We start from the raw sequence: 14,023 nt of genomic DNA, 5'->3' as shown, positions 1-14,023 counted from the left end.
ATGAGTCTGACTTCACCGAGCTAACAACTGCTCACCAGATTGCTAACGCCAGGTGAACAGTTGGTTTCTAGCCGAAGCGACCGTTTACGTACTCGTTGGTGCGTGGGTCAATTGGGCCGTAGAAGATCTGCTGGGTCTCACCAAACTCAACTACGTGACCGGGAGTGTTGTCCTCGGCCAAGAAGAAAGCGGTCTGGTCAGAGATGCGCTGGGCCTGCTGCATGTTGTGGGTGACGATGACGATGGTCATCGATTCCTTTAGCTCCAGGATGGTCTCTTCAATACGACGAGTTGATCCTGGGTCCAATGCCGAGCATGGCTCATCCATCAACAACACATCGGGGTTCATGGCCAGTGAGCGCGCGATGCAAAGACGCTGCTGCTGACCGCCGGAGAGCGAGATGGCTGGGTCGTTTAGACGATCCTTCACTTCATTCCACATCGATGCTCGAACCAAAGATTGCTCAACCAAATCTCCAGCGTCGGAGCGAGAAATGCCAGATAGCTTCAGTCCAGAGATTACGTTCTCCTTGATGGACATGGTTGGGAATGGGTTTGGCTTTTGGAAAACCATTCCGATCTTGATGCGAACGTCAACTGGGTCAACGGCCTCGCCGTAGATGTCCTGGCCATCGAGTAGCACCTCGCCACCAAATCCCGCGCTAGGAATCAACTCGTGCATGCGGTTTAGGGTTCTGATAAAGGTGGACTTGCCGCAGCCGGATGGGCCAATCAAAGCGGTGACCTGGTTCTCGGGGAACTGCAGGTTCACGTCCTTGAGCACGTGACGAGCACCAAACCAAACGTTTACGTTTCTAGCCTCTAGGTGGAAATTAGCCATTTACTTGGCGCTCCTTTTCTTAGCCTTTTTCGGCGCACTCGCAAGACGGGCTGCCGCAAACAAAATTCCCACGAAGATCAACAGCACCATGGCTGCTCCCCACGCTCTCGCAATTGAGGTTGGGTCACCTAGGTAGATGAAGTTGAAAATGTAGCCAGGCAGGGTCGCCATGCCGCCATCGAATGGATTCACGTTGGTGCCGTTAGCTAGTGCAACGGTGAGCAGAATCGGGGCAGTCTCTCCAATAACACGAGCGATACCCAGTAGCACCGCGGTCACAATTCCAGATTTGGCAGCTGGCAGTGTGACCATCAAAAATGCACGGTAGGAAGGTGCTCCAAGTGCCAAGGCACCGTTTCTCAAGTCCTTGGGAACCAGTCGCAATGATTCTTCGGCAACTCGAGAAACCGTCGGGAGCATCAGCGGGATCAAGGCCAGTGCACCCATGAAGCCCGAGTAGCCACTCCAACCGGAGAGAATCAACATCGAGTAGATGAACAGACCAGTCACAACCGAAGGAAGTGCCGACATTGCCTGCAATAGCGTGCGGACGATGCCGCGACCAAACTCACGGGTCTCAGTCAGGTACACGGCAGTTGCAATGCCAAGTGGAACAGTCACCAAAGTTGAGATACCTACAGTTATCGAAGTCCCCAGAATTGCGTGACCAACTCCACCGATTTCCAAACCAGTCTTGCCGGACACATAAACGTTGTTTTGATAGATGAAGTGGGGACTGATGGCTCTAAAGCCTGACTCGATAACTGCCCACAGCACCGAGATCAGAAGCACCAAAACAAACAGAGAAAGGAAGAAAGTCACTACTAGCAGTAGTCCGTCCCGAATACCACGCTTACCAAATGAGTAGAACCCTGCCCAGCCACCTGCGAGTAGCTGAAGTGGCAACAGGATTGTGAAAAGTCCAGCCATGAAATCCATGCCGGTCACAAGCAGGATCAAACCAAAAACAGTCGATGGCACAACAATTGTGATCGCAGAGGAGAGCTTGACCCTTGAGCCGAGGTTTTTCCACGGCTGCGAATTCTTAGGCCGTTCAACGGCAAGCATGCTACTCAATCTCTCCTCCAAGGCTGTGCCTTCTGCACGATGTAGGACGCAATCGCGTTGATCACCAGGGTGATCAGGAACAGCACAACTCCAGCTGCGAGTAGAGCCTCAACCTCATCTGGTGTGGCCTCACCAAATCGGGCCAGAATCAAGGAGGCAATCGCTCCACCCTGAGGCTCGAGCAGGTTGAACCAGTTGTACTCATCGAAGACCAGATTCAACACGAAGAAGATTGCAACCGTCTCACCCATGGCTCGACCCAGCGCAAGAAGTACGCCACCCAAAATTCCGCCGGCAGAGGTGGGAAGAATCACCTGGCGCAGCACGGATTCACGTGAGCCGCCCAGGGCCAAAGCACCCTTGATGATCTCCTTGTCCACCTGGGAGAAGATCTCGCGAGTAATTGAGGAAATCAACGGAACGATCATTACCGCAACAACGATTGAAGCGATGAAAGGTGATCTGAGGAAAGTGCCTGTGTCGTTGGCTAAGAAGGGCAGAATCGGCGCAAATGTCTCACTGAGCATTTGGGCCCAGTGAGCCCCTACGGGTGAAAATACGCCCAAGCCCCAAAGACCTATCACGACAGACGGAATCGCAGCCAGCAGATCAACGATGACAGTGGCTGCCTTGGCAATCGGCGTTGGGGCCAAAAACTCAATGAAGTAGGCGATTGAAATCGCCATCGGGACCGCAATCGCCACACCGATAGCAGCGATAAGCAACGATCCCCAAAGCATTGGGCCGATGTGGAGAATCGGTGGGTTGGTGGTGTTGTCCCAACCCGTTCCGAAGGCGAACTCCAAAAAGCCCTGCTTCTCGAATGCTGGCCAGGCGCGGATTGAGAGGAAGAAAAGAATTAGGCCGATGATCACAAATGAGGAGTAGCCGGCAGCCTTGGCAACCGCAAAGAAAACCTTGTCCGCCGTTCTTGAGGGCTTGGCAAGAAGTTTTCGCTGGGTTGGAACACTCATGATTGAAGATGTTCGTGCGCAAAAGTGAAGCTTTGCTATTTGCAAAGTTAACGGAAGGTGAACTTATCAGCTCAAGTTGACGATTTCGCCACTCCAGATTTGCCACATCCGCACCAGCATCACGGCCACCGTCAGCCCAGCAGCACCAAGCACCACGGTAGACCACTTCGATCGCTCAACTAGGGCCCAGAACGCCCCACCAACAGGGATCATCATTGCAACAAGTAGATAGCCGAAGTACTCCCAGGTGTCGACTTTGGCTTGTTGACCAGCGATCACCATTCCAAGCGAGATGGCCAGTTGAATCACCAGCATGAGCTCGACTAATGCGGTCAAACCAATCGAAAAGCCACTAGGCGGGCGACCGATCAAGCCCATCAGGACCAGTGTTAGACCAGTACCCAACGTGAGGGCAAGCTGAACCTGATAGATCCACTCAACCATTTAGGGCCTCCGGAAAAACGACCAGTGACTTATAACTGGAACCGACCGGTTCCAAAATCCCAATCAGAACCCCTTGATAAGTCGCACTCACCATTCCAGTGATTGGAAGGACAAGGCGTTTCCCGTGCACCAGGTCGGTTGCCTGTTGCTTACTGAGCTCTGCAGCTGGAAAAATCTTGGCAGCCGCCGCGGTCAAATCCAAGACCACCGGCTCTTGATCAAGAGTTGATGCATTCTCAACCAGGTATTCACCGATTCGAGTGCGGCGAAGTGCGCGCAAATGTCCACCTACGCCAAGGCTTTCCCCAAGATCTCTTGCAAGTGCTCTGATGTAGGTCCCGGAACTGCAATCGACAACCACATCGAATTCCAAGAATTCGTCAACAATTGAAATCTCGGAGACCAAATCAAACCGGGACACTTCGACCTCACGGCTCTTTAGCTCAACCTCTTTACCCTCGCGCACTAGATCATAGGCCCGCTTGCCATCCACCTTGATGGCACTGACGGCCGAGGGGACCTGAGAGATTCTTCCGGTCAGCTTTGCAATTTCAGTTTCAATCACGGCTCGGTTTAGATGCAGTGCGCTGGTCTGCGACAACACCTCTCCCTCGGCGTCATCGGAAAGGGTGCTCTGACCAAGACGAATCCGAGCTTGATAAGTCTTGTCCGCACCCACGAGGAAGGTGAGCAGTTTGGTTCCAGCATCAACGCCCAACAAGAGCAGCCCGGTGGCCATCGGATCCAAGGTGCCGGCATGCCCGATTTTCTTGGTGCCCAACACTTTTCGCAATTTGGCTACGACATCGTGCGAGGTAAAACCCTGGGGTTTGTCAATTAGGACCAGACCGGCTGGCAACTTAGTCTTCCTGAGCCTTTGGCTTGAGGTATGGGTCTGCATCACCAGCGGGCTTTGCATCCTTCGCCAAACGCTCAACTTCTTCATCACGACGCTTGGCCTCGGCAAGCAATTCTGCTAGTGCTCCCGCGCTGGCTGGGATCTCATCTAGCAATAGCTCGATGGTTGGGGTGACTCGCACGCCGAGTTGACGCCCGATTTCACCGCGTAGCCGACCGCGATTGCGCTCCAGGGCATCGATAGTGAGCTGCTTGTCATCCTCAGAGCCCAGCACCGTGAAGTAGATCTTGGCATGGGTGAGGTCTGGGGTAACCCGAACATCGGTGAAGGTCACAAAACCGAGGTCCGGATCCTTCACGGCGCGCTCCAACGCCTCGGCGGCGAGAACCTTGATTCTCTCCCCCAGGCGTCTGGCGCGTGCGTGATCAACCATTAGACCCTCGGCTTCTCGACCATTTCGTAGGTCTCAATAACGTCGTCGACCAAGATGTCGTTGAAGTCACCTAGTCCGATACCACACTCGTAGTCGGTCTTGACCTCGGTGGCATCATCCTTGAAGCGCTTCAGGGAATCAACCTTTAGGCCTTCCTTGATGACTTCACCGTTACGCAGCACGCGAGCCAGCGCGTTGCGACGAATCAGACCGGAGCGTACGTAGGAACCAGCGATGGTGCCGAACTTGGAGGACTTGAAGATCTCGCGGACCTCCGCGGTACCCATCTGCTTCTCCTCGTACTCTGGCTTGAGCATGCCCTTGAGCGAGTTTTCGATGTCTTCCAGAGCGTTGTAGATAACGCTGTAGAAACGCACATCGACGCCTTCACGGTCCGCACGCTCGCGAGCCTTGTTGTCTGGGCGAACGTTGAATCCGATGATGACAGCGGAGTCAACGGTGGCCAGATTGACGTCGGATTCAGTAATTGCTCCAACACCACGGTGAATGATGCGCAGCTGTACCGAGTCGTCAACTTCGATCTTGAGAAGCGAGTCTTCAAGTGCCTCAACGGCACCGGAAACGTCACCCTTGATGATGAGATTGAGCGACTCAACCTTGCCCTCTTCGAGGGCCTTGGTGAAGTCCTCAAGCGACATCTTCTTGCGAGTCTTGGCCAGCAGCGCGTTGCGGTCAGCTGCCTCACGCTTCTCAGCGATTTGACGAGCCTGACGCTCGTCTTCGGCGACCACGAAGGTGTCACCGGCACGAGGCACAGACTGAAGTCCCAAGACCTGAACTGGCCTTGAAGGAGTTGCTGCGGTAACCGCACCACCGTTCTCATCGAACATGGCGCGAACACGACCGTGTGAGGAGCCTGCCACGATGGCATCTCCAACCCGGAGGGTTCCGGACTGAATCAGCACGGTAGCAACTGAACCACGTCCGCGGTCCAGGTTCGCTTCAATTGCAACACCACGTGCGGGCTTGTCTGGGTTAGCACGCAGATCCAAAGCGGCGTCGGCGGTCAGCAGCACAGCATCTAGCAGGTTCTCAATTCCCTGGCCACGGAGAGCCGAGACGTCTACGAACATGACATCGCCACCGTACTCCTCAGCAACCAAACCGAACTCAGTTAGCTGCTGACGAATCTTGGCTGGGTTCGCACCCTCCTTGTCGACCTTGTTTACTGCAACCACGATTGGGACCTGAGCGGCCTGAGCGTGATTCAGCGCCTCAATGGTCTGTGGCATCACACCGTCATCCGCAGCGACCACCAAGATCGCAATGTCGGTGACCTGGGTACCACGAGCACGCATGGCGGTGAAGGCCTCGTGACCCGGGGTGTCAATGAAGGTGATAGCGCGATCTTGACCATCGTGGGTGGTGTGAACCTGGTAGGCACCAATGTGCTGGGTAATTCCACCGGCTTCGCCAGCAACAACGTTTGCGTTGCGAATCGAGTCCAAAAGCTTGGTCTTACCGTGGTCAACGTGACCCATTACGGTTACCACCGGAGGTCGAGCCTGAAGGTCATCCTCATCTTCATCCTCGATATCAACCGAGATGTCTAGGCCAAAGCCCTCGAACAGCTCTCGCTCTTCGTCCTCGGGTGATACGACCTCAACCTTGTAGCCAAGCTCTTCACCCAAAATGCCAAAGGTGTCTTCATCTAGCGATGCGGTTGCGGTTGCCATCTGGCCGAGGTGGAACAGCACGGTAATTAGCTGACCGGCATTTGCACCAATCTTGTCCGCAAAGTCCTGGATCGAGGCACCACGGCGAAGACGTACAACGGTGTTGCCGTCGCCTCTTGGAACTACTGCACCACCGAGGCTTGGAGCCTGTCTTTGCTCAAATTCTTCTCTCTTGGTGCGCTTTGACTTTCTAGCCTTGCTCTTTGAACCGCCCTTGCCAAAGGCACCTGCAGTTCCTGCACCGCGGCCACCGCGGCCACCAGGTCCTGGACGACCGCCTGGAGCTGCGGCTGGAGCAGCGAATCCACCTGGACGAGGGGCACCGAATCCTGCTCCACCTGCTGGACGAGGTCCACCTGGACGTGGAGCGCCTGCACCCTGAGGGCGAGGTCCACCTGGACGTGGAGCACCTGCACCCTGAGGGCGAGGTCCACCTGGACGAGGGCGACCCATGCCCTGGTTGGAGGAGAACGGGTTGTTGCCAGGGCGAGCCATTGGACGAGGAATGCCCATGCCCTGGTTTGACGAAAATGGGTTGTTTCCAGGGCGTGGAATGCCCTGGAGTGGAGTCGGCGCAGCCGGGGCTGCGGGAGCTGCAGGCGCTGCCGGAGCAGCTGGAGCAGGCGCTTGAGCAGTCGGGGCAGGAGCTGCTGGTGCAGGTGCCTTCGGTGCTGCCGGGGCTGGTGTTGCCTCTTCTGCCTTCGGCTCTGGCTTTGCAACCTTAGGCTCGGCCTTTGGCTTCTCTACCTTCGGGAACGCGGCGCGAAGCTTTGCGGCAACCGGTGGGGCAATTGTGGAGGAACCACCTTTGACGTACTCGCCAAGTTCCTCAAGCTTTGCCAAAGCAATCTTGGTATCGATACCAAGCTCTTTAGCTATGTCGTATACGCGTGGAAGCGCCACTTTTTCTCCTGTCCGGGCCTACCCGAACAGGGCAGGCTTTAGTGCTGAGCGGATCTCATTTCGAGGTTCTCATTTGATCGCCAGCATTTTTCTCTGCCTGTTTCTCGGGCCGGTTCTTGAGATTGGCCACACTGGCCTCACCCAAAACTCTTTGGAAACCTTTTCTCTCGATTGCCTTTTCGATGCAAGCCTGGTGAACCCAGGCGCCTCGGCCGAGTGAAGAATCTTGGATGACAAACTCATCTTCGATTCTGACTACCCGGATTAGGTTTTTCGATAGATCGCGCTGGCGACAGCCAACACAGGTTCTTACTGGGTTCATTCTAGGCCCACCTACCCCGCTTGGGCTAGACCTAAGCGCCAGTATCTGGCTGAATGTCGATTTTCGCTCCAGTGAGCTTGGCTGCTAAGCGGGCGTTTTGCCCCTCTTTGCCAATAGCGAGCGAAAGCTGAAACTCTGGAACGGTCACTCGCACGGCCCTCAGTGCGGCATCAACCAGCTTCGCGCTTGATACTCGAGCTGGGGAGAGAGCGTGCGCGACGAACTTTGGAAGATCTTCAGAAAAATCGACCACGTCAATCTTTTCCTCGTTCAGCTCAGCAGAAACTGCGCGAACCCGTTGACCTAATTCACCGATGCAGGCACCCTTCGCGTTGATGCCAGGCTGCTTGGCGATCACGGCAATCTTGGTGCGGTGACCGGCTTCGCGGGCAACCGATGCAATCTCAACCAACCCGCTTGCTACCTCTGGCACCTCAAGGGCAAAGAGCTTACGAATCAATCCTGGGTGGGTTCTCGAAACGGTGATCTGAGGACCGCGAGGTCCCTTCTGAACGCTTGTGACGTAGACGCGAATGCGTCGACCGTGAGAGTAATCCTCGCCAGGAACCTGCTCCTCCGGGGGCATCATCGCCTCGATTGAACCCAGGTTCACGTAAACCATGTTTGAGCGGGTGCCCTGCTGAATCACACCGGCAACAATGTCACCCTCTTTGCCCTTGAATTCACCGAGCAAGCCCTCATCCGAGATCTCGCGCATGCGCTGAGCAATTACCTGCTTTGCAGCGTAAGCGGCAACGCGACCAAAGCCCTCTGGAGTGACGTTCTCCTCGGCGACCTGCTCGCCCTCGTCATTGAATACTGGCTTGTGAATCGTGACGTGACCAGTTTTACGGTCAAGTTCGGCACGCGCGGACTTCTCAGTGGCGCCAATGTGCTTGAAGTATGCGGCAAGGATTGCCGCTTCGATGATGGTTACCAATTCATCGAATGGAATTTCTTTTTCGCGCTCGAGTAGTCGCAGTACTGAGAGATCGATGTCCATCTGGTCGGCCTGCCTTTTTCTTTTATGAGCGTCGAGCTGTGAGCTCTTCAATGGCAGATTCTAGCCCTACCTGAACGCGCTCACCGCTTCGGCGATTCCAAAGCTCAACCTGACCCTCTGCAACACCTCGGCCACAAATGATCACCCAGGGCACGCCAATCAACTCAGCATCGGCGAATTTCACTCCAGGGCTAACCTTCTGACGATCATCGAGCAGCACGCTCAGACCCTTGGATTCGGCCTGCTGGGTTAGCATCTCGGCAGCTTGGAAGGGCTCCTCATCCTTGCCCGCAGCGATGATGTGAACATCGGCCGGAGATACAGCCTCCGGCCAGATAAGACCAGAATCATCTCGGTTGGCCTCAGCCAAAACTGCAACCAAGCGTGTGACGCCGATGCCGTATGAACCCATGGTCACCGTCACCAACTTGCCGTTCTCATCCAGAACCTTGAGATCCAGTGCCTCGGCATACTTTCTACCGAGCTGGAAAACGTGACCAATCTCGATACCTCGAGCCAACTCGAGTTCGCCTGAGCCGTCGGGAGCGGGATCGCCAGCCCGAATCTCAGCGATATCGGCGATGCCGTCCGCTTCGAAGTCACGGCCGTAGGTGAGGTTGAAAATATGCTTTTGGTCTAAGTTCGCACCGGTAATCCACATCGAACCCTTGGCCACTCTTGGGTCGAGTAGATAGCGAATACCAGAGATGCCCTCTTTGCCCAGGAACTGCTTGCCATCTTGCACCGGACCGATGTAGCCCTTCACAAGTTGCGGGTACTTTGCGAAGTCGCTCTCGTTTGCAGCTTCAACTTCATTTGGGCCGAAACAAGCCTCGGCGCGCTTTTGGTCGACTTCGCGGTCTCCGGGAAGACCTACGACTACCAGCTCGCGCTTGCCATCAGGCGAGATCAGAGCAAGAACGACATTCTTGAGGGTGTCAGCTGCAGTGAACGGGCGAGCACCCGGATGATTTTGATTTGCAAAATCCACCAACGTCGCAATGGTTGGGGTGTTGGGTGAATCAAAAATCTGTGGTGCAGGGTTGTTGGATGCATCAACCTCAGGTGCAGGAGCAAAGCTGACTGCCTCGACGTTCGCGGCAAACCCACCAGCGGAGCGAACAAAGGTATCCTCTCCAATCGGTGAAGGGCTCAGGAACTCCTCTGACTTAGAGCCACCCATCGCGCCGGCGTCTGCCTTGACGACGACGTATTCAACTCCCAATCTCTGGAAGATGCGCTCATAGGCGTCTCGTTGCGCCTGGTAGCTCTTCGCTAGACCTTCATCGGTGACATCGAAGCTGTAGGCGTCCTTCATCACAAACTCACGACCGCGTAGTAGGCCCGCCCTTGGACGCGCTTCATCGCGGTACTTATTCTGAATTTGATAAATCGCCAGCGGCAAATCTTTGTAGGACGAATACATGTCCTTCACCAAAAGCGTGAAGACTTCCTCGTGAGTTGGGGCTAGCAGGTAATCGGCTTTTTTACGATCCTGCAGGCGGAAGATGTTGTCGCCGTATTCTTCCCAGCGACCGGTGGCCTCGTAGGGTTCTTTTGGCAAAAGAGCTGGGAAGAAAACTTCCTGAGCTCCAGCGCGCTCCATCTCCTCACGCACAATCCGCTCGATGTTTGCCTTCACGCGAAGTCCCAGTGGCAACCAGGTGAAGATGCCCGGGGCTGCGCGACGAATGTATCCGGCGCGAACTAGAAGACGGTGGCTTTCAACTTCAGCATCGGACGGATCCTCGCGAAGCGTGCGCAAAAACAGAGAGCTCAGGCGAATTGGCATGAGCACAATGTTAGAGCTATTCGCCTACGCTGACCTGCGCTGTTCCAACGATTGCAGGATCCATTTCGGCAGCAATCCGGTTTGCCTCTTCGATCAAGGTGGCGACAATCTCGGTTTCAGGCACGGTCTTGATGATCTCGCCCTTGACGAAAATCTGACCCTTGCCGTTGCCCGATGCAACACCAAGGTCTGCCTCGCGTGCCTCACCCGGACCATTCACCACACAGCCCATAACCGCAACTCGAATTGGCACGGTCAAGTGCTGCAAGCCTTCAGTCACCTGATTAGCAAGCGTGTAAACGTCTACCTGTGCGCGGCCACAGCTTGGGCAGCTGACGATCTCAAGCTTTCTTGGTCGAAGGTTCAGCGACTCGAGAATCTGCGAACCAACCTTGATCTCCTCCACCGGTGGAGCCGATAGCGAGACGCGAATGGTGTCGCCGATGCCCTTTGACAGCAGCGCTCCAAAAGCAACAGAGGACTTAATTGTGCCCTGAAAAGCTGGTCCTGCCTCGGTGACCCCAAGATGCAGCGGCCAGTCGCCACGCTCTGCCAATAGCTCGTAGGCACGAACCATAACCACCGGGTCGTTGTGCTTGACGGAGATCTTGAAATCGTGGAAGTCGTGCTCTTCAAAAAGTGATGCTTCCCAAACTGCCGACTCGACTAATGCTTCCGCGGTTGGCTTACCGTACTTCTCGAGCAGACGTGGGTCCAAAGAACCAGCATTGACACCGATTCGGATGGAGACTCCAGCTTCTTTGGCAGCCTTTGCAATGGCACCAACCTGGTCATCGAACTTTCGGATGTTGCCCGGGTTTACTCGAACTGCACCACAGCCGGCATCAATGGCCTGGAAGACATACTTTGGCTGGAAGTGAATATCGGCGATCACCGGAATCTGAGATCGCTTCGCGATGATGCGAAGCACATCGGCATCGTCCTGGGATGGCACGGCAACGCGCACGATGTCGCAACCGGAAGCGGTGAGCTCTGCAATCTGCTGCAGGGTGGCGTTGATGTCAGTGGTTGGGGTGGTGCACATTGACTGCACGCTGATTGGGGCATCGCCACCCACGGCAACCTTTCCCACCATGATTTGGCGAGACTTTCTTCGCGGGGCTAGAACTGGTGGCGGGGACTTTGGTAATCCTAGGTTTACAGCAGGCACTTGTTTCCTTCCATGGCCATCAGCTAATAACAGCTAAGACCAAAACTTACTTCCTAATCAAATCGAAATCGGGTTGGTGAGGTCGGCGATTATTACTAATGCCCCCACCGCAATCAACACTGCCCAAACCGCATAAGCAAGCGGTAGCGCTCTAGCGGTGTCAACACTGGGCTGACCGCGACCAGATAACCGGCTCACCATTCGCTTCAAAGACTCATAGATGGCAGATAGCACGTGACCGCCATCGAGTGGCAGAAGGGGGATCAAGTTGAAGGCAAACAGCGCGATGTTCAGAGAGCCCAACAACAGCAGAAGCGATGCAATCTTGGATTCCAAGCCCAAGCCATCCGATGCGCTCAACTCTCCCGCCAGCTGGCCCACACCAACGATTGAAACCACACCGGTCTGATCACGCTCAATGAAACCCAGGGTTGCGGCGGTGACCTGATAGATCTGGTTTGGCAGATCCAAAATAAAGCCTGCCGTTCCAGCTATTACCTGCCCCGAGTAGGCAAAGGACTCTCCCAGCTCAAGAGGGGTGTTTTCCGATTTGAGCTGAATACCGATGATCGGTCTGAGTTCGGTGACTGGAAGCCCTGCGTCATCCTTGAGCGGCTGCCCCTGGTCATCAAATGCCTGGCGCTCGGTAAAGACCGGAGTGAGTTCTAACTCTCTCGGCTGACCCTCGCGCAGCACAGTGATTTGCGATGGGGCCGCAGGCCTTTGATTCAGCTGCGCAATTGCCTGATCCCAATCCGAAACTTGATGGCCATTCACCTCGGTGACCACATCTCCAGGCTGCATACCCGCTAGCTTTGCGGGCGATGTGCCAGCCTCGGAACAACTATCCCCCTCGACGCAGTCGAAGACCTCATTCACTGTCAAAGACGGCTGCATTGGACCGATACCGCTGAGGGCCGTGACCATCAAAACAACACCCAGAACCAGATTCATCATTGGCCCACCGAGCATGATGGTGATCTTTTTCCAAGGCTTCAGCTGGTGAAACTGTCTACCCTCATCGGAAGGAAGCAGATCCTTGCGAATCTCATTTCTAGCGTCTGTGATCCAGTTCTTGAATAGTCCGCGGTAGGGCTTGTGCTCTGGCGGGTACATGCCGATCATTTGGATGTAGCCACCCAGGGGAATTGCCTTTACGCCGTATTCGGTCTCGCCCTTGGTCTTTGAATATACGGTCGGGCCAAAACCGATCATGTACTGGGTGACTCGAACACCAAAAACTTTTGCCGGCCAAAGGTGACCGATTTCATGCAGCCCAATCGAGAGCGCGATGCCAATCATCACGGCCACTATTCCGAGAATGTAAAGGGCTGTCTCCACGCGATTAGGCTACCTGCAACTTGACCTAGCTGCCGCTCGCTATCAGCGAATCCGCAGTCTCACGAGCCCAAGTCTCGGCCGCCAGAACAGATTCGAGCGAGAGTTCGGCCTCTGCGCTGTGAAGCTCCACGACCCTGCGAACCAACTCGACAATCCCCAGGAAGCTGAGCTTGCCATCATGGAAGGCATCCACTGCCTGCTCATTCGCTGCATTGAAAACTGCAGGGTAGGTAAAACCTGCAAGACCTACCTCTCGAGCCAGCCGAACTGCCCCAAAAACCTCTTCGTCCAATGGCTCAAACTGCCAGCTGTGGGATTTGGTCCAATCGACCGGAGTGGCGACATTGGCCACTCGCTCTGGCCAACTCATTCCCAGGGCGATCGGCAATTTCATATCCGGTGGTGAGCACTGCGCAATTACCGAGCCGTCAATGAACTCAACCATGGAGTGCACCACAGACTGCGGGTGAACGGTGACATCGATGCGGTCGAGTGGGATGTCAAAAAGTAGGTGCGCCTCAATCAGCTCAAGGCCCTTGTTCACCAAAGTCGCAGAGTTTGTTGTAACAACTCGACCCATGTTCCAAGTTGGGTGTTTCAGCGCATCGGCTGGAGTCACGTTTTCGAGCTGCTGTCGGCTACGACCGCGAAATGGTCCACCAGATGCGGTCAGGATAAGTTTTCTGACCTCAGAGCTTGCGCCGGATCGCAAACACTGCGCAATCGCAGAGTGCTCAGAGTCAACCGGCACGATTTGTCCTGGTCGAGCCAGCGACTTCACGAGCGGGCCACCGACAATCAACGACTCTTTGTTTGCTAACGCCAACGTCTTTCCAGATCGTAGGGTGTTCAGGGTTGCCTCAAGACCTGCGGATCCCGTGATGCCATTGACAACAACAGCTGCATCGGTATTCAGCGCGAGCTGTGCAGCATCCTTGGGGCCAAGGCCAACCTGGGCATCAGTAAGGCCAAAAAATCGCTGCTGCTCAGCGAGCAATTCTTTATTCGAATTAGCGGATAGACCAACGAGCTGAAAGCGCTCTGGGTTGGCGGCAATGACCTCGAGAGCCTGGGTGCCAATAGACCCAGTGGAACCGAGCACTAAGACTTTTCTCATCTTCCAAAAACTCCCCAGCTATTTGTGAGCTAGGAGCAAGGTTAGTGGGCTTAAACTT

13 protein-coding genes are annotated in these 14,023 nt (G+C 55.1%); all 13 read right to left on the bottom strand.

What is annotated here, in order from left to right; genetic code table 11:
- Nucleotides 1-67: 67 nt before the first annotated feature.
- Nucleotides 68-841, bottom strand: coding sequence for a phosphate ABC transporter ATP-binding protein PstB (gene pstB, locus OO713_RS02185; protein ID WP_264786031.1), 774 nt, complete (start codon nucleotides 839-841; stop codon nucleotides 68-70).
- Nucleotides 842-1,909, bottom strand: coding sequence for a phosphate ABC transporter permease PstA (gene pstA, locus OO713_RS02180; protein WP_264786030.1), 1,068 nt, complete (start codon nucleotides 1,907-1,909; stop codon nucleotides 842-844).
- A gap of 5 nt (nucleotides 1,910-1,914) precedes the next feature.
- Nucleotides 1,915-2,883 carry a phosphate ABC transporter permease subunit PstC gene (gene pstC / locus OO713_RS02175; protein ID WP_264786029.1) on the bottom strand — a complete coding sequence of 323 codons (969 nt, stop codon included), beginning with the start codon at nucleotides 2,881-2,883 and terminating at the stop codon, nucleotides 1,915-1,917.
- A gap of 66 nt (nucleotides 2,884-2,949) precedes the next feature.
- Nucleotides 2,950-3,327 carry a hypothetical protein gene (locus OO713_RS02170; protein ID WP_264786028.1) on the bottom strand — a complete coding sequence of 126 codons (378 nt, stop codon included), beginning with the start codon at nucleotides 3,325-3,327 and terminating at the stop codon, nucleotides 2,950-2,952.
- Nucleotides 3,320-4,186 (bottom strand): tRNA pseudouridine(55) synthase TruB, encoded by an 867-nt coding sequence (truB, locus tag OO713_RS02165; protein ID WP_264786026.1) that lies wholly within the window; start codon nucleotides 4,184-4,186, stop codon nucleotides 3,320-3,322. The genes OO713_RS02170 and truB overlap by 8 nt, the downstream gene beginning before the upstream one ends.
- Nucleotide 4,187: 1 nt before the next feature.
- Nucleotides 4,188-4,619: a 30S ribosome-binding factor RbfA gene (gene rbfA / locus OO713_RS02160; RefSeq protein ID WP_264786025.1), complete on the bottom strand. Its 432-nt coding sequence runs from the start codon at nucleotides 4,617-4,619 to the stop codon at nucleotides 4,188-4,190.
- Nucleotides 4,619-7,219 carry a translation initiation factor IF-2 gene (gene infB, locus OO713_RS02155; protein ID WP_264786024.1) on the bottom strand — a complete coding sequence of 867 codons (2,601 nt, stop codon included), beginning with the start codon at nucleotides 7,217-7,219 and terminating at the stop codon, nucleotides 4,619-4,621. The genes rbfA and infB overlap by 1 nt, the downstream gene beginning before the upstream one ends.
- A 55-nt stretch (nucleotides 7,220-7,274) precedes the next feature.
- A complete protein-coding gene (locus tag OO713_RS02150; protein WP_264786023.1) occupies nucleotides 7,275-7,541 on the bottom strand; it encodes a YlxR family protein in 267 nt (88 codons plus the stop codon).
- 31 nt (nucleotides 7,542-7,572) lie between these two features.
- Nucleotides 7,573-8,544 carry a transcription termination factor NusA gene (gene nusA, locus OO713_RS02145; protein ID WP_264786419.1) on the bottom strand — a complete coding sequence of 324 codons (972 nt, stop codon included), beginning with the start codon at nucleotides 8,542-8,544 and terminating at the stop codon, nucleotides 7,573-7,575.
- 22 nt (nucleotides 8,545-8,566) lie between these two features.
- Nucleotides 8,567-10,336 carry a proline--tRNA ligase gene (locus tag OO713_RS02140; RefSeq protein WP_264786022.1) on the bottom strand — a complete coding sequence of 590 codons (1,770 nt, stop codon included), beginning with the start codon at nucleotides 10,334-10,336 and terminating at the stop codon, nucleotides 8,567-8,569.
- A gap of 16 nt (nucleotides 10,337-10,352) precedes the next feature.
- Nucleotides 10,353-11,507, bottom strand: a complete 1,155-nt coding sequence (gene ispG, locus OO713_RS02135) for a flavodoxin-dependent (E)-4-hydroxy-3-methylbut-2-enyl-diphosphate synthase (RefSeq protein ID WP_264786021.1) — start codon at nucleotides 11,505-11,507, stop codon at nucleotides 10,353-10,355.
- 57 nt (nucleotides 11,508-11,564) lie between these two features.
- Nucleotides 11,565-12,848 carry a site-2 protease family protein gene (locus OO713_RS02130; protein ID WP_264786020.1) on the bottom strand — a complete coding sequence of 428 codons (1,284 nt, stop codon included), beginning with the start codon at nucleotides 12,846-12,848 and terminating at the stop codon, nucleotides 11,565-11,567.
- Between the two features lie 25 nt (nucleotides 12,849-12,873).
- Complete coding sequence (gene dxr / locus OO713_RS02125; RefSeq protein WP_264786019.1) at nucleotides 12,874-13,965, bottom strand: 1-deoxy-D-xylulose-5-phosphate reductoisomerase; 1,092 nt, start codon at nucleotides 13,963-13,965, stop codon at nucleotides 12,874-12,876.
- Between the last annotated feature and the right edge of the window lie 58 nt (nucleotides 13,966-14,023).

This window comes from Aquiluna sp. KACHI24 (assembly GCF_025997915.1).
In the GTDB taxonomy this organism is placed as follows: domain Bacteria; phylum Actinomycetota; class Actinomycetes; order Actinomycetales; family Microbacteriaceae; genus Aquiluna.
The sequence above is the reverse complement of the archived record's forward strand: the minus strand, read 5'-3'. Positions and strand labels throughout refer to the sequence as shown.

Bases quoted from the DNA above. Each gene is read 5' to 3' on its own strand.
- pstB (WP_264786031.1), bottom strand. From the start codon at position 841: ATGGCTAATTTCCACCTAGAGGCTAGAAACGTAAACGTTTGGTTTGGT.
- pstA (WP_264786030.1), bottom strand. From the start codon at position 1,909: ATGCTTGCCGTTGAACGGCCTAAGAATTCGCAGCCGTGGAAAAACCTC.
- pstC (WP_264786029.1), bottom strand. From the start codon at position 2,883: ATGAGTGTTCCAACCCAGCGAAAACTTCTTGCCAAGCCCTCAAGAACG.
- OO713_RS02170 (WP_264786028.1), bottom strand. From the start codon at position 3,327: ATGGTTGAGTGGATCTATCAGGTTCAGCTTGCCCTCACGTTGGGTACT.
- rbfA (WP_264786025.1), bottom strand. From the start codon at position 4,619: ATGGTTGATCACGCACGCGCCAGACGCCTGGGGGAGAGAATCAAGGTT.
- OO713_RS02150 (WP_264786023.1), bottom strand. From the start codon at position 7,541: ATGAACCCAGTAAGAACCTGTGTTGGCTGTCGCCAGCGCGATCTATCG.
- nusA (WP_264786419.1), bottom strand. From the start codon at position 8,544: ATGGACATCGATCTCTCAGTACTGCGACTACTCGAGCGCGAAAAAGAA.
- OO713_RS02140 (WP_264786022.1), bottom strand. From the start codon at position 10,336: ATGCCAATTCGCCTGAGCTCTCTGTTTTTGCGCACGCTTCGCGAGGAT.
- dxr (WP_264786019.1), bottom strand. From the start codon at position 13,965: ATGAGAAAAGTCTTAGTGCTCGGTTCCACTGGGTCTATTGGCACCCAG.